The 18,612-nt window shown below is 64.5% G+C and carries 18 protein-coding genes and 1 tRNA gene; 6 read left to right on the top strand and 13 right to left on the bottom strand.

The window, feature by feature from the left end; translation table 11 throughout:
* Positions 1-14 precede the first annotated feature (14 nt).
* Genes CXR29_RS08135 through CXR29_RS08125 form a run of 3 tightly spaced genes read right to left on the bottom strand, consistent with a single transcriptional unit; the run spans position 15 to position 2,459 of the window.
* Positions 15-1,187 (bottom strand): ThiF family adenylyltransferase, encoded by a 1,173-nt coding sequence (locus CXR29_RS08135; RefSeq protein WP_101553998.1) that lies wholly within the window; start codon positions 1,185-1,187, stop codon positions 15-17.
* Between the two features lie 55 nt (positions 1,188-1,242).
* Positions 1,243-1,959: a molybdopterin-binding protein gene (locus tag CXR29_RS08130; RefSeq protein WP_127364304.1), complete on the bottom strand. Its 717-nt coding sequence runs from the start codon at positions 1,957-1,959 to the stop codon at positions 1,243-1,245.
* A 44-nt stretch (positions 1,960-2,003) separates the two neighbouring features.
* Positions 2,004-2,459 (bottom strand): molybdopterin-binding domain-containing protein, encoded by a 456-nt coding sequence (locus CXR29_RS08125; protein ID WP_127364303.1) that lies wholly within the window; start codon positions 2,457-2,459, stop codon positions 2,004-2,006.
* A 145-nt stretch (positions 2,460-2,604) separates the two neighbouring features.
* On the opposite strand from CXR29_RS08125, the gene CXR29_RS08120 reads away from it, so the two are divergent.
* A complete protein-coding gene (locus CXR29_RS08120) occupies positions 2,605-3,453 on the top strand; it encodes a CPBP family intramembrane glutamic endopeptidase (RefSeq protein WP_240811980.1) in 849 nt (282 codons plus the stop codon).
* 169 nt (positions 3,454-3,622) lie between these two features.
* On the opposite strand, the gene CXR29_RS08115 is transcribed toward CXR29_RS08120, so the two are convergent.
* Positions 3,623-5,092 (bottom strand): peptide MFS transporter, encoded by a 1,470-nt coding sequence (locus CXR29_RS08115; RefSeq protein WP_127364302.1) that lies wholly within the window; start codon positions 5,090-5,092, stop codon positions 3,623-3,625.
* A gap of 138 nt (positions 5,093-5,230) precedes the next feature.
* On the bottom strand, positions 5,231-6,541 hold the full coding sequence (locus CXR29_RS08110) for an MFS transporter (protein ID WP_101593592.1): 1,311 nt from the start codon (positions 6,539-6,541) through the stop codon (positions 5,231-5,233).
* Positions 6,542-6,801: 260 nt separating this feature from the next.
* Here CXR29_RS08110 and CXR29_RS08105 point away from each other — a divergent pair, with 260 nt between their 5' ends.
* Together CXR29_RS08105 and CXR29_RS08100 are read left to right on the top strand one after the other, a co-directional pair.
* Complete coding sequence (locus CXR29_RS08105; RefSeq protein ID WP_025780928.1) at positions 6,802-7,221, top strand: phage holin family protein; 420 nt, start codon at positions 6,802-6,804, stop codon at positions 7,219-7,221.
* Between the two features lie 72 nt (positions 7,222-7,293).
* Positions 7,294-7,524, top strand: coding sequence for a hypothetical protein (locus CXR29_RS08100; protein WP_127364301.1), 231 nt, complete (start codon positions 7,294-7,296; stop codon positions 7,522-7,524).
* 92 nt (positions 7,525-7,616) lie between these two features.
* On the opposite strand, the gene CXR29_RS08095 is transcribed toward CXR29_RS08100, so the two are convergent.
* Entirely contained in the window at positions 7,617-8,360 is a 744-nt protein-coding gene (locus CXR29_RS08095; protein ID WP_241241640.1) for an alpha/beta fold hydrolase, read from the bottom strand.
* A 133-nt stretch (positions 8,361-8,493) separates the two neighbouring features.
* Positions 8,494-9,399 (bottom strand): universal stress protein, encoded by a 906-nt coding sequence (locus CXR29_RS08090; protein ID WP_101593594.1) that lies wholly within the window; start codon positions 9,397-9,399, stop codon positions 8,494-8,496.
* Positions 9,400-10,264: 865 nt separating this feature from the next.
* Here CXR29_RS08090 and CXR29_RS08085 point away from each other — a divergent pair.
* Together CXR29_RS08085 and CXR29_RS08080 are read left to right on the top strand one after the other, a co-directional pair.
* The gene (locus tag CXR29_RS08085) at positions 10,265-10,492 is read left to right on the top strand and encodes a hypothetical protein (protein WP_101553991.1); all 228 of its coding nucleotides are present in this window, start codon (positions 10,265-10,267) and stop codon (positions 10,490-10,492) included.
* 209 nt (positions 10,493-10,701) lie between these two features.
* Positions 10,702-10,774, top strand: a tRNA-Ala gene (locus CXR29_RS08080).
* A 114-nt stretch (positions 10,775-10,888) separates the two neighbouring features.
* Here CXR29_RS08080 and CXR29_RS08075 read toward each other — a convergent pair.
* Genes CXR29_RS08075 through yczR form a run of 5 tightly spaced genes read right to left on the bottom strand, consistent with a single transcriptional unit; the run spans position 10,889 to position 16,252 of the window.
* Positions 10,889-11,467, bottom strand: a complete 579-nt coding sequence (locus tag CXR29_RS08075; RefSeq protein ID WP_101593596.1) for a methylated-DNA--[protein]-cysteine S-methyltransferase — start codon at positions 11,465-11,467, stop codon at positions 10,889-10,891.
* 1 nt (position 11,468) lies between these two features.
* On the bottom strand, positions 11,469-12,932 hold the full coding sequence (locus CXR29_RS08070) for an AlkA N-terminal domain-containing protein (RefSeq protein WP_101593597.1): 1,464 nt from the start codon (positions 12,930-12,932) through the stop codon (positions 11,469-11,471).
* A 32-nt stretch (positions 12,933-12,964) separates the two neighbouring features.
* A complete protein-coding gene (locus CXR29_RS08065; RefSeq protein ID WP_127364299.1) occupies positions 12,965-13,927 on the bottom strand; it encodes an arsenic resistance protein in 963 nt (320 codons plus the stop codon).
* A 17-nt stretch (positions 13,928-13,944) separates the two neighbouring features.
* Entirely contained in the window at positions 13,945-14,724 is a 780-nt protein-coding gene (locus tag CXR29_RS08060) for a YggS family pyridoxal phosphate-dependent enzyme (RefSeq protein ID WP_127364298.1), read from the bottom strand.
* 37 nt (positions 14,725-14,761) lie between these two features.
* A complete protein-coding gene (yczR, locus tag CXR29_RS08055) occupies positions 14,762-16,252 on the bottom strand; it encodes a MocR-like transcription factor YczR (RefSeq protein WP_240811978.1) in 1,491 nt (496 codons plus the stop codon).
* A 105-nt stretch (positions 16,253-16,357) separates the two neighbouring features.
* Between yczR and yczE the strand changes: the two genes are divergently transcribed.
* A complete protein-coding gene (gene yczE / locus CXR29_RS08050; RefSeq protein WP_101593600.1) occupies positions 16,358-17,053 on the top strand; it encodes a membrane protein YczE in 696 nt (231 codons plus the stop codon).
* A 58-nt stretch (positions 17,054-17,111) separates the two neighbouring features.
* Here yczE and CXR29_RS08045 read toward each other — a convergent pair whose 3' ends face one another.
* Positions 17,112-18,485, bottom strand: a complete 1,374-nt coding sequence (locus CXR29_RS08045) for a pyridoxal phosphate-dependent decarboxylase family protein (RefSeq protein ID WP_127364297.1) — start codon at positions 18,483-18,485, stop codon at positions 17,112-17,114.
* Positions 18,486-18,612 lie beyond the last annotated feature (127 nt).

Raw genomic sequence — 18,612 nt, 5'->3', positions numbered from 1 at the left:
CGGTGGTCGCCTCGTCAGCGCTGCTGCGGGGTCGGCTGTGACAGAAAGGCGAGGTATCCGCCGTTGACCGAGGTCACCGCGGTGCCCTGTGAGCGCAGCTGTGCTGCGGTCTTCGCCGAGCGCACCCCCGACCGGCAGTACAGTGCGATCCCTGACTGCTGCATGGGATCCGACCCGACGGGCAGCCTGCCGGGGTCGGCGAGGAGCTCGTCCATCGGAATGTGAATGGCGCCGGGGACCATCCCCGAGGCGACCTCGTCGTCCTCGCGGATGTCGACGAGGACGGAGGTCTCGTCGAGCTCCGACCAGGTGACGGCGGCCGGCCCCAGAGGACTCTCTCCGGTGTTCGTGCCGGCTGCGCCCTCGGTGCCGTCGTCGGTGCCGAGCAAGTCGAACGTGTGCTGGGTGTAATCGCTGCGATGCATCTCGAGGTCGGTGACCGGAGTTCGACCGGGGATCGGCTGCACCGGGACGGTCTCCCAGCCGGCATCGAGACTGCTGTGGATCGCCACGCTGTTGTACAGCGGTGTGCCGATTCCGGTGAGCACCTTGATGGCTTCCATCGCCATGGCGGATCCGATGCTTCCGCACAGGGGGCCGAGGACTCCGGCGACCGAGCAGTCGGGCACGCTGCCGGGGGCGGGGACCTCGGGATAGAGGTCGCGCAGGGTAGCGCCGTGTTCGACGTCGAAGACGGCGACCTGTCCGTCGAAGCCGAGGATCGTCCCCCACACGAGTGGGACCCTGCGAATCTCACAGGCATCGTTGGCAAGGTAGCGGGTGGCGAAGTTGTCGCTGCCGTCGACGACGATGTCGACGCCGTCGAAGAGGTCGAGAGCGTTGTCCACAGTGAGCAGCTGGGCAATCGTTCGGACCTCGATCGACGAGTTGATCCCGTTCATCCGCTGCCGGGCGGAATCGATCTTACGAGAGCCGACGGCCGCCTCGGTGTGGATGACCTGTCGGTGCAGATTGCTCAGCTCGACGATATCGGGATCGACCACGGTGATCGTGCCGATGCCGACGGCCGCGAGGTAGCTGAGGATCGGAGCGCCGAGCCCCCCGGCGCCGATGACGAGGACATGCGAGTCGAGCAGCGCCGCCTGCGCGCTCTCACCGAACCCGGACAGTCGAAGCTGCCGAGCATACCGGGCCCGGTCGGCGGGTGCGAGGCGTGACGTGGACATGCTTCCATCCTAATCGGCTGTGCTGTTCGCGGACTGTCTGCACCGGTGTCGGGCATCAGCACTCGAGGTAGTCGATGACCGTACCCGCGATCAGCTCCTCAGGGCTGTGCGGGGAATCGGTGCGGCGCGGGATTCTGATGATCACATCGGCGGCGGCGAAATTCGGGAGTCTCGCCCGTTCGGCGGCACGGATCTCCCCCGATTCCGTGAAACTGCCGGGGCGGACGGTGACGGCGTTTGCGTGTGGCCTCAGGCCGGGTCCGGCGAGAATGCCCTTCCGCCATCTCTGCCGCAGGCTCTTCCTTGTCAGCACCGAGCCGACGAAGAGGTGGAACGCGACGAAGGCGCCCTGAGGTGTGCCGGGCAGATGGATGAGCGGCAGTGTGCCGAATCGCCCGCAGCCCTGCGGGGATCCGGGTCGCATGTCCAAGCGGCGGAAGGTCGAGTGGTCGGGTTCCAGAGTCTGGCGAACGACTTCGAAGGCACCTGCGCTGATCCCGCCGGTCGTCACGACGAGGTCGGCCTCAGTCCGCATCGACATAAGTCTGTGGCGCAGCTCGTCGACATCATCGCTGCTCGTGGCTTCGATGGGTTCGGCGCCGAAGCCGCGGACGGCAGAGGCGAGCATCGGCAGGTTCGAGTTGAACACCGAGGCGGCGGCCGCCTCGGTGAGGGTCCCATCCGACCGATCAGCACCCTGGATTTCGTCACCAGTGACGATCAGGCCGATGCGGGGCCTGCGGACGACGCCGATCTCGGTGATGCCGAGCATCGCGAGCGTGCCGACCCCGGCCGAGGTGATCCGCTCCCCCGCGGTCAGGACGATGTCCCCCGGCTCATGTCCTCGCCGATTGCACGGATGTTCCAGCCAGGAGGCACTGACTCGGGAAGAGAATCGATCCGGATGGCCTCGGGGGCCGGACCGGCCTGCTGAGCGTCGGTGAGCTCGACGGGAACGACCGCCTCGGTGTCGGTGGGCACGGGAGCTCCCGTCATCACCCGCACCGCGCATCCCGGTTGCAAGGCGACGGGGCCGTGACCGGCGGGAATGTCGCCGACGACTCGAATGGACGTGCCGTCGCGGGCGGCGTTCAGGGCAGCGCCGTCGAGGGCGAACCCATCCATTGCCGAGGCGGCGAAGCCGGGCACCGATCGCGGGGCTGTGATGTCCGTCACCGTGGTGCGTCCGGCGGCGGTGCGCAGCGGCGTCGTTTCGGTGTGCAGACTCGGCGCCAGATCGGCGATGAGCTCGGAGTAGTCCTCTGGGTCCAATGATGTCCTTCCTTCGGTTCGATCCTACTTGCGATTCGATACGGCCGGGCCCGATGGTCCGGTGCGGCCGGGACCGGACCATACGGCGCGAGTCGCGTCGGGTCATCCAGTGCGGGGCGGGCCGGGTTCGTCTACAGTGTGGAGCGTGGACACTGACCGAGCAGTAACCGTCGAGTCCTCACAGCTGAAATTGGTCAGCTGGGAGGCTGCCGCGGCTGCCCTGTTGGCAGTCTCGGCAGTTGTGCTCTTCGGTGTGGGAACGACGTTTCCGCAGGTCCGCGCCTTCGGGTACGTTCCGATGCTCGCTGCTCTGGTCACCGCGTGGAGTGTCAATCGGCGCTTCGCCAGAGACCTCAGCATCATCGCCGCCTGTCTCGCACTCATCTCGGCGATTTCGGTCGAGGCCGATATCTCCTGGACGAACATCGCCCGCATGGGTGTGGTGCTCTCCGCCGTCGTCATCGGCCCGTGGCTGGTGACCCGGTACGTCTTCCAGGACCGGACGATCCAATTCCCGCTGCGGCGCGGCCAACCCTGGTCGCGGCTGGAGTGGGCATGGCTGGTCTTCGTCGTCGTGGTCGCGTGGGCGGTGCTGCCGCAGTACTTCATGCGCACCGGGGTCTACCTCAACTGGCCGCCGCTGACGAACTGGTCGGAGATCGTCCGACTGTTCTTCGGGGTCAATGCCGTGGGCATCTGGGATGAGCTGTTCTTCATCTGCACGGTCTTCGCCCTGCTGCGCACACACTTCTCGTTCTGGACGGCGAACGTCTTCACCACGATCATCTTCGTCTCGTTCCTCTGGGAGCTCGGCTACCGGTCGATCGGGCCGCTGCTGACGATCCCCTTCGCACTCGTGCAGGCCTTCATCTTCACTCGCACGAAGTCACTGCCCTATACGGTCACGGTGCATCTGCTCTTCGACGCGCTCGTGTTCCTCACGATCGTCCACGCCCACCACCCTGACGCGCTGCCCATCTTCATCGGCGTCTGACACCGTCATCAGAGTCCGAGTCGCGGCGGGCAGCCTCTCGACGCCCGGCGGCAACGCGCTGAAGAGACACTTTCGGTCAGCGATGGTCGCCCGGGATGACGCAGGTCCCTCCGAGTCGGTGACTCGGAGGGACCTGCGTACGGTGGTGACTGTTCGCGCGGCAGCGGACTCAGCGGATTCCGCGCAGCAGCTTCAGCATCGGCTTCGTCAGGGTGAGCGCGAGCAGGCCGAGCACGACCGTCGAACCGCCGACAGAGAGCCAGTACGGTGTCTGATTGGAAGTGTCGAAATACCCGCCGAGCACACCGGACAGTGCCGTTCCCACACCCGAGGCGAGGAAGAACACGGCGATCATCTGCGACTGGAAGACCTTCGGTGCGACCTTCGTCGAGAACGACAGTCCCACCGGCGAGATGAGCAGCTCACCGAAGACGAACACGGCCAGGGTCAGAGCAACCCACAGCAGCGGCGTCTCATTGGGACCGGCCTCAGCGAAAGGCAGGAACATGAGGAAGCCGATGCCGATGAGCACGAGAGACAGTCCGGCCTTGACCGGTGTCGAGATCTGCTTGGGTCCGAGCTTCATCCACACCGTGGCGAACAGCGGGGCGAAGACGATGACGAAGAACGCAGGGATCAGCTGGATCCAGTTGATCGGCATCTCCCACCCGAAGATCGAGCGGTTGAGCTGCGTATCCGAGTAAACGGTCAGAACACCGAAGATCTGCTGGTACATCGACCAGAAGATGACGACGGTGATGAAGAACGGGATATAGGCAAGGACGCGGGAGCGCTCGTCGCCATTCGTCTGCGGCGAGGTGTACATGACGATGAAGTAGCAGGCGGCCGCACCGGCAGAGACTCCGGCGATCCACCAATCGAGATTTTCAGGGTTGACGATCGTCGTCATCCACAGAATGACGGAGAGGAGAACGACGACCACGACGGCCACGAAGAAGAGGTAGAGCTTGTTCTTCGGCAGCGGATTGACCGCGACACGGGACTCCGGCGGCAGGCTGCTGCGACCGGTGAGGTAGATGATGAGGCCCAGGGCCATGCCGATTGCGGCGGCCCCGAACCCGTAGTGGAAGCCGATGTTCTTCTGCAGCAGGCCGGTGAGCAGCGGGCCGAGGAGGGCGCCGATGTTCACGCCCATATAGAAGATGGTGAAGCCGGCGTCACGGCGCGGGTCCTTCTCTTCGTAGAGTTCACCGACCAGTGCCGAGGCGTTCGCCTTAAGACCGCCGGAGCCGAGTGCGACGAGGATGAGGCCGATCGCCACTCCCCCGTAGCCGGGGATGAATGCCAAGCAGATGTGGCCGATCATGATGATGATGGCCGAGTAGAAGAGGACCTTCTCCGCTCCGGCCAGCCGGTCGGCGAGCCAGGCGCCGAGGATGGTGGCGAGGAAGACGGCACCGCCGTAGGCACCGACGATCCCCACGGCCGTGCCCTGCTCCATCCCCATGCCGCCGTCGGTGACGCTGAAGTAGAGGTAGATGGCGAGGATGCCGTTCATCCCGTAGTAGGAGAATCGCTCCCACAGTTCCAGGCTGAACAGCTGCATGAGCGGCAGAGGGTGTCCGAAGAAGCGGGTATCGCTGCGGACGGCCTCGGTCGTCGAGGTGCTTGAAGACATTCCGTAGTGGTGTGAGAGGCCACGATCCGTGGCGCACTTCACGATGGACCAGCGGACATCCTACTCCTCGGTTTTGCCGTGGTCACACCTGGCAATGCCCGGGACACGCCGTCCCAAAAAGCGGAAAATCAGAGTGATTCAGATCTCTTCATCGGCCTCTGTTACGCGCCTGCGTGACGGCTTGTCGCCTCGTCGATCGCCGCGTCTGTCGACGAACAGATTGAGCACACCGGCACACAGGACGATCGCCGAGGCGGCCACCGGAACAGCCATCGCCACGGCCGTTCCCAGATCCTCGGCGAGGATGCCGTTGACCGCTGAGGACACCGATTGGCCGACGATGATCGCCGACCCCGCCATCGACATCACGGTCGCCGACCGCCCGAGCGGGGCGCGTTCGGCAGCGAGGCTGAACAGGGTCACCAGGCTCGGCCCGATTCCCATGCCCATGAGCAGCAGTGCCACGACGATGACCGGCATCGACTCCGTCGACGCGAGGATGATCGACCCGGTGACCATTATCGGCGCGAAGCACAGCAGCCGGGCCCACAGCGCGAACGATGCGGGGAAGAGCGCCACAGAGATCGCCAGCACCGCCGAGCCGATGCCCATGACCCCGTAGATGAGACCGGCCTCCTCCGGTCGTCCGATGTCGTTGGTCAGCGCGGTCAGGGCGGTCAGCGTCGAGCCGAACACCATTCCGACGCCGAAGACGCCGAGGATGATGACGAAGACACCTGGGGTGAACATGTCCTTGGCCGGGGCACGCTCGCCGAGGCTGCTCGACCTCCCGGTCGGCCGCGCCCTCCCCGTCGGGTGCAGTGCGAAGGCGGAGACGAAGATCAGCGTCATCACGATCGCGCCGATGATGGGGGCAACCGGGGTGAAGAAGGTCGCCAAGAGTCCGACGAGGAAGGGCCCGAAGACGAAGATGACCTCATCGGCGGCGGATTCGTAGGCCATCGTGGCATTGAGCACTTTCGGCCGCCTCGGCGACGGCAGCACCGACATGACGATGTCGACGATGCGTGACCGCGACATCGGGGCGACCTGGGGCGAGGTGGCGCCGATCGCGAAGGCGGCGATGAAGACGACGACATCCGGCAGCGGGCTGAAGACGACCCACGCCATGAAGGTCAGTGCCGCACAGTTGAGGATGCCGGCGATGAGCAGCACGTAGCGCTGCCCCCAACGATCGGCGGCCGCCCCGATGAAGGAACCGAACAGGGCCGTGCCGAGTCCGACCATGGCGGAGTTGATTCCGCCCAGGCTCAGGGATCCGCGGCCGGCCACAACGAGGGTGAGGACACCGACGACGATCATGGCGAACGGCATGCGGGCGACGAAGGCGATCGGGAAATAGCTGCGTCCGACGGCCGAGAACAGAGTCGGAGAGGACTGCTGCGCGGTCGTGTCCCGAGTCGAGGCGGGTATGTCGCTGTCTGTCATATCAATCCAGTTTCTGCTCCCGCTCGTCCGGGAGATCGTGCCGCCGTGGTGACCTGGATCAAATCACTCGGTAGATGCACGCAGTTGGTCTGATGGTCTGAGAAAGTCGAACCGGAAGGTTCGTCTTCAGGCTACTGCGTTTGTCCGCGCGATTCGAGCGGCAGCGGACCCGGCGGCGTTGAGTTTCATCACCATGGCACAGACCCCGTTCCCATCGGCGACTCAGAAAGAACGCAGATCGGTCTGCGAGGATGACGACTATGAACTTCTTGTCTCGCGTCATCGTCAACGCATGTGCGATCTGGGTGGCCGCCTGGATTCTGCCGGGTGTGACGATCACAGGGAACCGGGTCGTCGAGGAGCAGGCCGGGGCCATTCCGGCGATGATCATCTCCTACCTTGTCATCGGCCTCATCTTCGGGTTGGCGAACGCCTTCATCAAACCGATCCTCAGCTTCGTCTCCGCCCCCATCACCTGTCTGACGCTGGGGCTGTTCTCCATCGTCATCAACGCGATCATGTTGGCGCTGACGAGTTGGCTCAGCGGGTTCACTCCTTTCGTCTTCACCATCGATTCGTTCTTCTTCTCCGCCATCCTCGCCGCGATCATCGTCTCGATCGTCTCCGCGCTGCTCGGATGGCTGGTCCCGGAGCGAAGCGCCGACCACGACCGGAGATGAGCAAAGTCCTCTACGCGATGTAGACTGTTGCTGAGAGTCAGCTGACCACCAGAAACTGTGCCGGAGGAGACCATGTCCGATATCGCCGCCCCGAAGAGAACCCGCAATTCCGCATCGTTTGCCGATGTCGTCGTCTTCATCGTCGCCTTCGTGCTCTTCCTGTTCGGGCTCTACCTCTTCGGAGCCGCGTTCTCCTCACCCGAGGGAACCGAGTTCTGGGTGTTCTGGGGCGGTCTGCTCGCATCGAGCTTCGCGTTCCTCGTCCCGATCGTCTACCGCTGGGCTCGCGACTCCCGACGCTGATCTCAGAATCGACGAGAAGGGCCGCTGCGCTGATGCGCAGCGGCCCTTCTCGTCGAATCACCGGCTGTCTCGTCGCCCTGTCACATGCCGAATCACCCGACGATTCGCCGGTGACAGAAATCCATGATCGCCGAGGCGGCTTCGACCGAGCGCTCATAGTGCACCAGATGGCCTACCCCGCCCAATTCCACGAAATCGACATCGGAGAGTTCGGCGACGAATGCGCGGGTAGGCTCGATCGGTGCGATCGCATCCCTGTCGCCGGCGATGACGAGCGTGGGCATGAACAGGTGGTCGGCCACCTCGGTGACGGTATGTGCGACGGATGTCGCGAACGCCTCCGACAGGGACCGCCGGTCGGCGAACGACGAGAAGTGCCGCGCGTGCTGATCGTGGATGTAGCGACGCAGCCCGGGATCGCGGGTCGTGGCCATGGCCACGCTCATGGCCCGGACGATCGCGGGGCTGCTCAGCAGGGACCGGCCGGCCTGCTCGGGCAGCCGCGCACCGAGGGCGTAGTAGGCGCGGGTGACCGCGGTGAGGAACCGCGCGGAGCCTTCCAGTGCGGGGCTGGTGATCGGGTTGATGAGCACGAGCTCGTCGACGTCGTCCTTGTACGATGCCGCGAGATGGCTGACCAGGATCGACCCGAAGGAGTGCCCCACGAGGATCGGCTTCACGCCCCGCTGTCTGCCGACCTCGGTGCGCAGTGCTGTGAGGTAGTCGACGAAGGCCGACAGCGACGAGCCTGAGTTCAGCGGACCAGTGAGCCCGAATCCGGGCAGATCGGGCACGATCACCTCACGGTCGGTGATGCTGCCGGCGATCAGCTCCATTCCATGATGGTCGCCGCGGAATCCATGCACCATCAGCAGAGGACGCCGACGCCGGTCACCCGGGTAGAGCCACGCGGCCGTGCTGTGCGAGCCCAGCCGGATGTCCGTCCGCTGTGATTGTCGTGTCCGCACCTCAGTCGGTTTCAGCGGTTCGCGGGCGACTCACTGCCCGGCGAGGGACGACCACGACGGGGACGGGAAGCACACGCAGCAGACGGCGGGCTCGCGCACCGACCGCGACCTTTCCGCCGCGGCCCAGGCGACTCGAGCCGATGAACGCGAGGTCTCCGGGCTGCCAGTCGATGGTCTCGGCCGCCTCTTCGATGTCGGCACCGGCCTTGGTTCTCACCGTGGCTCGGCCCGAGGTCAGCATCTCTGATGCTCGATCTGCCAGCACCGCTCCCCCGTACTGTTCGGCGAATTCGGTGATCTCGGCGACCTCGTCGTCATAGAGTCCGTCGTTCTCGACCAGGGACAGCAGTCTGAGGTCGACGCCGAGGCCGACAGCCGATTCGATGGCGGCACCGATGAGTGCCGAGGCCCCGGGGCGAGCACCGTAGAGTGCGGTCACTCGCGAGATCGGTCCGATATCCGACCGCCCCGACGGGGCGAGCACGACGGGCACCGGTGACGAGTGCAGAAGAGACGAGGCGACCGTGCCGATGCGCAGCTGTCGCATCAAGGTGGTGGCACGCGCACCGATGACGATGCCCACTGCGCCTTCCTTCTCTGCGACCTCTATGAGGCCCTTGGCCTCGTTCGAGGCGATGTGGATCGACCCTCTGGCGTGGATGTCATCGGGGATGAGGGCCAGGGCTTCGTCAAGCCAGTCGTCGATCTGCTGAGCCACGATCCCGGCACCGTCCTTCGGCACTGCGCTGCCGGCGAGAATCGTCGATGATTCCGGTCGGACGATGGTGACCACGAGTTCGACATCGATGGACCGCGCGATCGAAATGGCCAGTGAGATCGCGTCCCGGCCCCTATCCGTGGCGATGTATCCGACGACCAGACGTCTGGTGGTGGCGGTCTCTGACATTCTCAACTCCTGTAGCTGCGCGTCCGACTGATGCTCGTCTCTCCCGATTCTACGTCGGCGCAAACAGAGCATCGACCTGACGATTTCGAGAGTCCCTTTTCAAGCACGTACAGACGAAGTGAAATTGTTTGGGAAAATAATGAACAAAACTCCCACGGCCTTGAAAGCTGTGCTAAATTCGACAGTGCAATTACGGATTCGCAGACATCAACCTGATTGCAACCTGACAATAGCGGACGTTGACGCCGTCCCCACGAGATCCACGACCATGAAAGGAGAGCAGTGACGATGATGAACTTTCTTGCAGGCCCCGACCTTCGACCGGCTTGGCATGAAAATGCTGCCTGCCCGATTGGCGGACAAGGACTCGTCGGCTGACACAGCCGTCTCTCACGTCTTTTCCACCGGTTGGCTTCCGGCCACCGTTGTCCTCTGAGCCACCGGTTGCCTGATACCCGGCATTCTTCACGTCTGGCACGTGTCCAGATCATTCCAGCATGCTCTTCGGCGCTGTAGCGCCGCCAGCAGCCAGTCCTGATCCGGTCACATCACGCCGACATCTTTGAGCTCGGTCGCTGACCGGCGGTCATCGCGTCCGCGCACGGTTCGATCGTGTGCCTTCTGCCTGACCTCCGGCCATACCGGCTTCAAAGCTCTTCCGGATTCCGTTGCCGTTTCAATGAGTCAGTCATCTCATTGGCCCATTGCGACAATGGCAATTATCCGCCTTTGCTAATTGCACCCTTTTTCGGGTGATTCATTGCCATTAGACGGCATTTTCGGAATCTGTTTATCTCACCATCATTCCGGGATACCTCCTGCCCTTTTGCGGATATCCCCTGCCCGAAAACCACGAGGAAGAATTGTGTCGACCACGTTCCCATTCACCTATCCACGCCGCTGGGCCCTGACCACCGGGATGAAGCTCATCCGGTGGGCTCGCCGCCCGGCCCCGACCGCGGAAACCCGTCGCCTCAAGGCAGCCCGTCGCCAACAGGCTCGCCTGCGCGAACACGCTCGCGAACAGCGTGTGCGCGAACTGCGCGAACGGGACATCGTGCGCTACCTCAGCCAGGTCCGGCCGTTCATCTGAGCCGCCGTGGAGAATCCTCCTCGAGCAGTCGACTCGTCACGGCCCGGGTTCACGGGACTCGGGTCGTGGAGCGACCATTGGCGGGGGTGTAGCGACCCTAGATGAGCACTTCACCAACAGATTTTCAGCAGCGTCATGCCATGTGGCGAGCGTCACTCTCCGCCGATTTGGTCTCCCACCCGCACCTGGGTAGTATTGTTCAGGCAAGCGGGGGTATGGCGCAGTTGGTAGCGCGTCTCCATGGCATGGAGAAGGTCAGGGGTTCGAATCCCCTTACCTCCACCGCAGAAGGGCCGGGAATCCGAAAAGGTTCCCGGCCCTTCCTCTTCCCCAATTGCTACCTGACGGCGGCCCAGCAACCTCGCGCGAGGTTGCTGGGCCGCCGTCAGGTAGTAATTAGAGGGAGTTTTCTAGGGTGAGCAGGTGTCGCTTGTTGGCCTCGCCCCAGGCGTAGCCGGTCATGGAGCCGTCCGCGCCGATGACACGGTGACAGGGGACGATGATGCTGATCGGATTCTTGCCGTTCGCCGCGCCCACTGCTCGCGCAGCGCCGGGTCGGCCCAGCATTTCGGCGAGTTCTCCGTAGCCGGCGGTGCTGCCATAGGGGATCTGAGTCAGTGCCTGCCACACCTGCCGCTGGAATTCGGTGCCCTTTGCCGCCAACGGCAGATCGAACCGGGTGCGCTCACCGGCGAAGTACTCCCCCAGCTGGGCCTTCGTGCGCTCGAAGATTTCGAGGTCGTCGGCCGGTGTCGGATCGACGCCGAACGTCTTGTGCAGGCGCGCATCGATCGCCTCGGAGACGTCGAGGTAGAGACCGGTAAGGTGGGTTCCGTCCGAGTTGAGGAGGACCGGTCCGATCTCCGTGTCGATGATGGTCGAATACACCGGCGCCGAGGCGACCGGCAGTCCGATGGTTCCGCTCGGTTCCGTTGTCGGATCAGTGTGAGACGAGGTGTTCGTCGAGGTGGTCATATCAGGGTGTCCTTTCGACACGGCGGGCGTGATGGGCCCACAGCAGATGGGTGAGGTACGAACGCCACGGGCTGGAGTTCTTCGAGAGCTCTTTCCAGTCCCCGATGAAAGCTGAGGTCTCATTGAGTTCGGCGATCGCCTTCTTGACGCCGAGGTCGGAGTCCACGAAGACATCGGGGTCGCCAAGTGCGCGCATCCGGATATAGCCGTTGCTCCAGGGGCCGATCCCCGGCAGTGCCAACAGATTCCGGCTTGCTTCATCCCGGTCGGCCCCAGCCCCCAAGTCCACGCTTCCATCTGCCAAAGCCGACGACAGAGCTGCAATTGTGCGGATCCTGCTCTCTGGCAGAGCCCAGTCCGATGCGGGGACAGCAGCGATCGCCTCGGCGGTGGGGAACAGTCTGTCCACGCCGTTGACTACAAGTTCCGGCGGCAGCGGTTCTCTGGCTCCTGCTACGAGTCGCCCCAAGTGAGTACTCGCCGCGGCCAACGAAATCTGCTGCCCGAGTACGGTGCGCAGGGCCAGTTCGACAGGGTCGCTGTGCCCTGGCGAACGGATTCCGGGCCAGTCGTCGACGAGGCGGGCCAAGCCTGCGGATCGCAGAGTCTCTGCCACCGCCGCGGGGTCGGCATCGAGGTCGAAGGTTCGGCGAGTCCGGGCTACGGCGCTACCGAGGTCTCTGGTATCGGCCAGGCGGAGGCGACAATCGACGAAATCTCCGGCTCCTTGTCGCACGGTGATCACTGCCGGGCCATGGGGCAGTCGCAGCGAACGGGTGTACGCCCCGTCCGCGACCGTTTCGATCCCGGGCACGGCTCGGACAGCGAAGTACTCGAGCAGATGTGAGAAGTCGGACGGCGGACGATAGGCCAGTCTCAGGTTGAGCTCATCGGCCACGGGTTGGTCGGTTCCGGGGCTGCGCAGCTGACGGGGACTGATCGAGTACATTTCGCGGAAAGTGTCGTTGAACTGTCGGATGCTGGAGAATCCGGCGGCGAAGGCGATGTCGCTCATCGGCATCGATGTGACTTCGATAAGTGTTCGGGCAGTCCGAACGCGTTCAGTGCGGGCCAAAGCCAAAGGCCCTGCGCCGAGTTCGGCATGGATGAGGCGTCCGAGCTGACGTGTGCTGTATCCGAGTTCGGCGGCCAGTGTTTCGACTCCCCCTCGGTCGACGGCACCGTCACGGATGAGCCTTACGGCCCGAGCCACAATGTCACCTCGAGTGTCCCACTGTGGAGAATTCGGGCTGGCGTCCGGGCGGCACCGCCGGCAGGCTCGGAATCCGGCATCGGCGGCCGCAGCTGCTGTGACGAAGAAGTCGACGTTCTCCCGCTTCGGTGTCTTCGCCGGGCACGAGGGACGGCAGAAGATCCCGGTGGTGCGCACCGCGGTGAAGAACATGCCATCGAACCGGCGGTCACGCGAGGTGACTGCCTGATAGCACTGGTCGGACGTGAACATAGTCCCATTCTCCGCCGTGAAGCGCAGGAATACTAGCGGTTTTCGGACACGGCAGTCGCGGGAACCAGCCGAGGCAGAATGCGGACAAGGATGAGCAGAACGATCAGTTCCGTGAGGGTCTGGGTCACGACTGCGGCGGGGCCGCTCCTCTCTCCGGTGATCGCCCGAACGAGGGGAAGCATGACGAGTGAATTGCGAGTCACCCCGGACAGGATCACGGCTCGGGATTGGTCTGCAGCCATCTGCGTCGCGCGTGTGAGGATCCACCCGGCGACCGCCATCACGACCGCGAAGACTGCGAAGACCAACGCCGCAGTGCCCAAATGCCCAGCAGAACCAGCGATCACCGGAATGACCGAGGCAGTGATGACTAGCAGAGTCAGGGCCATCACCGGGTCCATCAGCTTTGCGGCCGATTCGACGACGCGATCCACCCGGGGCTGTCTGCGGGCTAGGGTGCGAACCAGGACGGCGGCGATGAGCGGAATGACGATGAACAGCAGCAGCGCTTCGCCCAGGGGCCGAATCGGCAGATCGATGCTCGTTCGCCCGCCGGTGATCGCCCACAGCAGGACCGGCAGCAACAGCAGCTGAGCGATCATCAGCATCGGGGTGAGCATCAGCAGCTGGTCGGCGGCACCTCCGGCAGCTCGCGTGAACGCAATGACGTAGTCGATGCACGGGCACAGCAGAACGATGAGCACTGCGGGCACGATCGGATCAGCAATGTCGAAGACCGCGATGAGACCAGCGACGACCGCGGGAACGACGACGAAGTTCATCCCGGCCACAAGTGCGAGGAAACGACGATCACGAAGAGCACGCAGACCCGAGTCGAACGGAAGCTCCAAGAACGTGAGGAAGAGCAGTGCGATGAGGCACGGGGTCAGTGCCGCTTCGGCGAGGCCGGCGAAGCCAGCGATCCCAACACCGAGGATGCCTCCGAGCACCGCTCCGCCGAACCACACCAGCACCTGCAGGGTCGAACTGTGCACCTATCGGCCCCTGAGAGTCAGTGTGTGTCGGGCCAGTAGTAGGAATCCGGCAGGGAGCGCTTGCCGAAGATCGCTTGGCCGACGCGCACACAGTTCGCGCCCTCTTCGATGGCGACTTCGAAGTCACCGGACATGCCCATCGACAGACGCCCGGGGCCCAGCAGCTCAGCATCGGTGTCGCGGACCTGGTCACGCAGTGTGCGCAGCGTCTGAAAACAGGGCCGGACGCGGTCGATGTCGGCTGAGAAGATCGCCAGGGTCATCAGACCCTGCACCTTGAGCGTCTCGAAGGCCTGGACCTCTTTGAGGAATGCGGGCAGCTCTTCCGGCGGCATTCCGAATTTCGAGTCCTCGGTAGAGGTGTTGACCTGCACGTACACGTCGAGGCTGCGTCCTTCGGCTTCGAGTCTGCGGTCGAGTGCTCTGGCGACCTTGAGCCGGTCGAGGGCTTGGAATTCGCTGGCGAACTGCGCCACGAACTTGGCTTTGTTCGACTGCAGGTGGCCGATCACTGCCCAGTCGATGTCGAGATCGGCCATCTCCTCGGATTTCCGGTGAGCCTCTTGGACCTTGTTCTCTCCCAATCTCGCACACCCAGCGGCGACGGCGAGTCGGATGCGCTCTTCGGGCACGGTCTTGCTCACGGGCAGCAGTTCGATCTCGGCGCGGTCCCGACCGGAGCGTTCCGCCGCGGCAGCGATACGGCGCTCCACCTCGGCGATATTGGTCCGGAAGTCCTCGACGGTCATCGCCGTCGCATACTGTTCATCGTGATTGAGTCCGCTGTTGTCTGCCATAGTGCCATCTCAGCAGCAGATTTCCTGCAGGACATGCTCACGCGACGATGCGAGCCCGCCCCAACGGTCCCCGTCCGGCCATCGACTTCGCATCGTTCCACGCAGCAGCCAGCCGCGGACCGACCTGGTCGAGTTCAGCATCCGGAACCGTATACGGCAGGCGGATCCACCGATCGAGTCCGCCCGCCGGGGCGAAGTTCGGCCCCGCGACCAGACCGAGTCCGTGGTTCCTCGCAGCGATCGAGAGCACCCCGGACCGTGCCTCGGGAAGTTCGGCCCACAACGCCATACCGCCTGGTGGGATCACGAGCTTCCAGTCCGGCAGCCACTCTCTGACCTGCGCGGCCAGACTGTCCCGCGCAGCCCGCAGGCGGGACCGCGCCTCTGCGACGATGGCCTCGTGGCTGCCCATGAGTTCGACAGTCACCAGCTGTTCGAGGACCGGGGCGCCGAGGTCGAGTCCGAGGCGGGAAGAGGCGAAGTGATCGACGCGGTGCCGGGGAATGCGCATCCAGCCGATGCGCAGTCCGCCCCAGCAGATCTTGCTCACGCTGCCCACCGTCACCGAATCGGGAACGAGCGACGCCATCGGCGTCGGAGGCGAATCCTCCTCCAGCCCGAGGTCGATGAGCGATTCGTCGAAGACAGGGACCACGCGGTGCCGACTGAGCGCATCGGCCAGCTGCGGGCGCTGGTCCTCAGGCAGCAGTGAGCCTGTCGGATTGTGGAAGTCGGGGATGAGGTAGGCGCTGCGCGGCCGGGTCTGGCGGATCAGCTGCTCCAATGCGTCGACATCCCAATGATGGCCGTTGGCACCGAATTCGAGTGGGTACGTCACCAGAGAGGCCCCGGCGCCTTCCAAGGTGGCGATCGCATTCGGGTAGGTCGGGCTTTCGATGAGCACCCGCGATGTCGACCGCGCCGCACCGCGATTCCTGACCTCATGCGGTTCGACGTCGAGGAGCGCGCGCACAGCGATGGCGGCCGCCCCGAAGGCACCGGAGGTGATGAGGATCTGGTCGGGATCCGTCGGTGCACCGCGACTGGTGTAGCGCTCGGCGATGAGTTCACGCAGCACCGGCAGTCCGGACGGATAGTAGCCGGTCCCGGGCAGGTAGGCGCCCAGACGCGAGAGTGCGCGTTCATAGGCGTCGAGGATCTCAGGGGCTGCGACGGGCGCTGTGCAGGTGAGGTCGATCTCGGTCTCATCGGCACCGGATGGTGAGAGCAGGTGGTCGATGCGGCCGCCGGGGACACTGGGCAGCTGGACGATGCTGCCGGAACCGCGTCGGGTGACGATGAATTCCTGTTCTCGCAGGTGGGCATAGGCCCGGCCCGTCGTCGTCCGGGACACGCCCACGGCCACGGCAAGCTCCCGTTCGCTCGGCAGTCTGGCACCGACCGGCAGACGTCCGTCCGTGATCGCTGCGGCCACGGCCGCCGCCAGGGATTCGAAGGCCGGTGTCTTCCACGGGCCGTCCCCGATGACACTGGCCAGACGTTTCGCTCCGAGGGCCACTGTGCTCATGATCCGACCTCCATAGGACCACTTTCCTGCAAGTGGCTATTTCACGCAAGACCAATTTCGGTCAGAATGAGAGGATCACTACCTCAGAGCACAGAAAGCCACCGGATGACCACGATGAGAGCACCGAAACGTCAGCTGGCCAATGTCGGCCCCATCGCGCAGCTGCGCGGCGGACGACTCTGGATACGCCTCCCCCAGCTGCTCCTCGGCCTCTACCTCTTCGGTGCCTCGATGGCGATGATGGTCAATGCCGGTTTGGGCATGATGCCGTGGGACGTCCTCCACTCCGGCATCCAGAATCATGTGCCGCTGACCTTCGGGACCATCGTCACCATTCTGGCGTTCCTCGTGCTGCTCATCTGGATCCCCCTGCGCCAGCAGCCGGGTATCGGCACGATCCTCAACGCGCTCCTCGTCGGCCCCGCGCTCGACCTCACCCGCCTGTTCCTGCCCCGACCGGAGGAACTCGGATGGAACGTCGCGCTCATGGTCACAGGCGTCGTCCTCAATGGGGCCGCCTCGGCGATGTACATCGGAACCCAATTCGGGCCGGGCCCGCGCGATGGACTGATGACAGGCCTCTCCCGCGTGACCGGTCGGTCGATCCGGCTGGTGCGCACCCTCATCGAAGTCAGCGTCGTCGCCATCGGCTGGCTGCTCGGCGGAGTCGTCGGCGTCGGCACGGTCCTCTATGCGCTGGGGATCGGTCCGATCACCCAAGCGCTCCTTCCGGCCTTCATCGTCGAACTCCGCCCCCGATCGAAGCCGACGACCACCACCGAGGATGCCCCCGAAGACTGAGCGACCGTCACCCCTGCGCGGCCGTCAGGTCAGAGAAACCCAACGTCGACCGCGACACTCACTCCATCGAATCGAGGATGTCGGTGAGATCGTCGAACGTCGTCAGCGGATTGACGATGGCGAACCTGGCATTCGGTCGCCCCTGGTGCGAGCTCGGCACCACGAAGGCCCGCTGATCCTCGAGCAGGCGATCCGACCACGCGTCATAGTCCGACCTCTGCCACCCGTCACGTTCGAACACGACGACAGAGAGTTCGGGTTCGCGCACGAGTCGCAGATGCTCACGGTGCTTGATCTCCGTGGCGATCTCACGGGCCAGATCGATCGAATGGCCGATCGCCTCCCGGTAGGTTTCGGCACCATAGCTGGCCAGCGAATACCACAGCGGCAGACCGCGCGGCCGACGCGTCAGCTGGATGGCGAAGTCCGACGGACTCCAGTCCTGAGCATCGGTGAGCGTGTCGAGGTACTCGGCCTTCTGCGTGTGCGCTCGCCGTCCCGAATTCGGGTCGCGATAGATGAGCGCACAGGCGTCGAAGGGGGCGAAGAGCCATTTGTGGGGGTCGACGATGAGCGAATCGGCCATCTCCACTCCGGCGAACTTGTGACGTGCCTGAGGTGAGAGCATCGCGGCCAGACCGTAGGCGCCGTCGATGTGGAGCCAGAAGTCGAACTCGTGCTTGAGTGCGGCGATGCCGGCGATGTCGTCGATGGTGCCGAAGTTCGTCGTCCCCGAGGTGGCCACCACCGCAATCACGGCATCCCCGTGTTCGACCAGAGCCTCACGCACCCCCTCCGGGCGCAGGATCCCGTGGTCGCCCGTGGCCACGGGTGCGATATCGACATCCATGACCTCGGCCGCAGAGGCGACTGAGGAGTGCGCCTCGGCGCTGCACACAATCACCCAACGTCCCGGCCGAGTCTCACCGAGCTTCTCCTTCTGTGCGTTGCGGGCGGCGACGAGGGCAGACAGGTTGCCGATCGTCCCGCCCTGGACGAACACCCCTCCGGCGCCTGCAGGCAGCCCGAACTCTCCGGCCAGCCAGCGCAGGACCTCGTTCTCGGCGTGAACGACTCCGGCACCTTCGAGCCACGAACCACCGTAGAGGGCACTGGCGGACACGACGAGGTCGAAGGCCACCGCCGCCTTCGTCGGGGCGCTGGGGATGAACGACAGATACTTCGGATGGTCGGTGGAGATGCAGGCGGGGGCGAAGATGTGCTCGAAGATCGCCAGCGCTCGAGCCGACCCCAGCCCCTCCTCGGTGACGGTGGGCCCGGCCAGTCGACGCAGCTCGGTCTCTGAAGTCGGATGGTCGAGCGGGGTGTCCTCGGCCAGAGTCCGACGGCGCGAGTACTCGAGCACGAGATTCACGAGGTTTCGGGTCTCATCGGAGACGACGTGCATGCGGGAATGAAGACTGTCGGTCATGGGTGCTCCTCGGGGCGGTCGATGGGGGTGGGGATCGCCCACCGATAACGAGACTATCCGCAGAGAACCGGTTTGTGATGGGTCGGACGGTGCGGATCAACACGAATTCCTCGCCCGGACCGCAAAT

This window comes from Brevibacterium linens (assembly GCF_003999335.1).
GTDB lineage: Bacteria > Actinomycetota > Actinomycetes > Actinomycetales > Brevibacteriaceae > Brevibacterium > Brevibacterium linens.
This window is presented reverse-complemented; position numbering and strand designations above follow the sequence as displayed.

Bases quoted from the DNA above. Each gene is read 5' to 3' on its own strand.
- CXR29_RS08135 (WP_101553998.1), bottom strand. From the start codon at position 1,187: ATGTCCACGTCACGCCTCGCACCCGCCGACCGGGCCCGGTATGCTCGG.
- CXR29_RS08130 (WP_127364304.1), bottom strand. From the start codon at position 1,959: ATGCTCGGCATCACCGAGATCGGCGTCGTCCGCAGGCCCCGCATCGGC.
- CXR29_RS08115 (WP_127364302.1), bottom strand. From the start codon at position 5,092: ATGTCTTCAAGCACCTCGACGACCGAGGCCGTCCGCAGCGATACCCGC.
- CXR29_RS08110 (WP_101593592.1), bottom strand. From the start codon at position 6,541: ATGACAGACAGCGACATACCCGCCTCGACTCGGGACACGACCGCGCAG.
- CXR29_RS08105 (WP_025780928.1), top strand. From the start codon at position 6,802: ATGAACTTCTTGTCTCGCGTCATCGTCAACGCATGTGCGATCTGGGTG.
- CXR29_RS08100 (WP_127364301.1), top strand. From the start codon at position 7,294: ATGTCCGATATCGCCGCCCCGAAGAGAACCCGCAATTCCGCATCGTTT.
- CXR29_RS08095 (WP_241241640.1), bottom strand. From the start codon at position 8,360: ATGGAGCTGATCGCCGGCAGCATCACCGACCGTGAGGTGATCGTGCCC.
- CXR29_RS08090 (WP_101593594.1), bottom strand. From the start codon at position 9,399: ATGTCAGAGACCGCCACCACCAGACGTCTGGTCGTCGGATACATCGCC.
- CXR29_RS08075 (WP_101593596.1), bottom strand. From the start codon at position 11,467: ATGACCACCTCGACGAACACCTCGTCTCACACTGATCCGACAACGGAA.
- CXR29_RS08070 (WP_101593597.1), bottom strand. From the start codon at position 12,932: ATGTTCACGTCCGACCAGTGCTATCAGGCAGTCACCTCGCGTGACCGC.
- CXR29_RS08060 (WP_127364298.1), bottom strand. From the start codon at position 14,724: ATGGCAGACAACAGCGGACTCAATCACGATGAACAGTATGCGACGGCG.
- yczR (WP_240811978.1), bottom strand. From the start codon at position 16,252: ATGAGCACAGTGGCCCTCGGAGCGAAACGTCTGGCCAGTGTCATCGGG.
- yczE (WP_101593600.1), top strand. From the start codon at position 16,358: ATGACCACGATGAGAGCACCGAAACGTCAGCTGGCCAATGTCGGCCCC.
- CXR29_RS08045 (WP_127364297.1), bottom strand. From the start codon at position 18,485: ATGACCGACAGTCTTCATTCCCGCATGCACGTCGTCTCCGATGAGACC.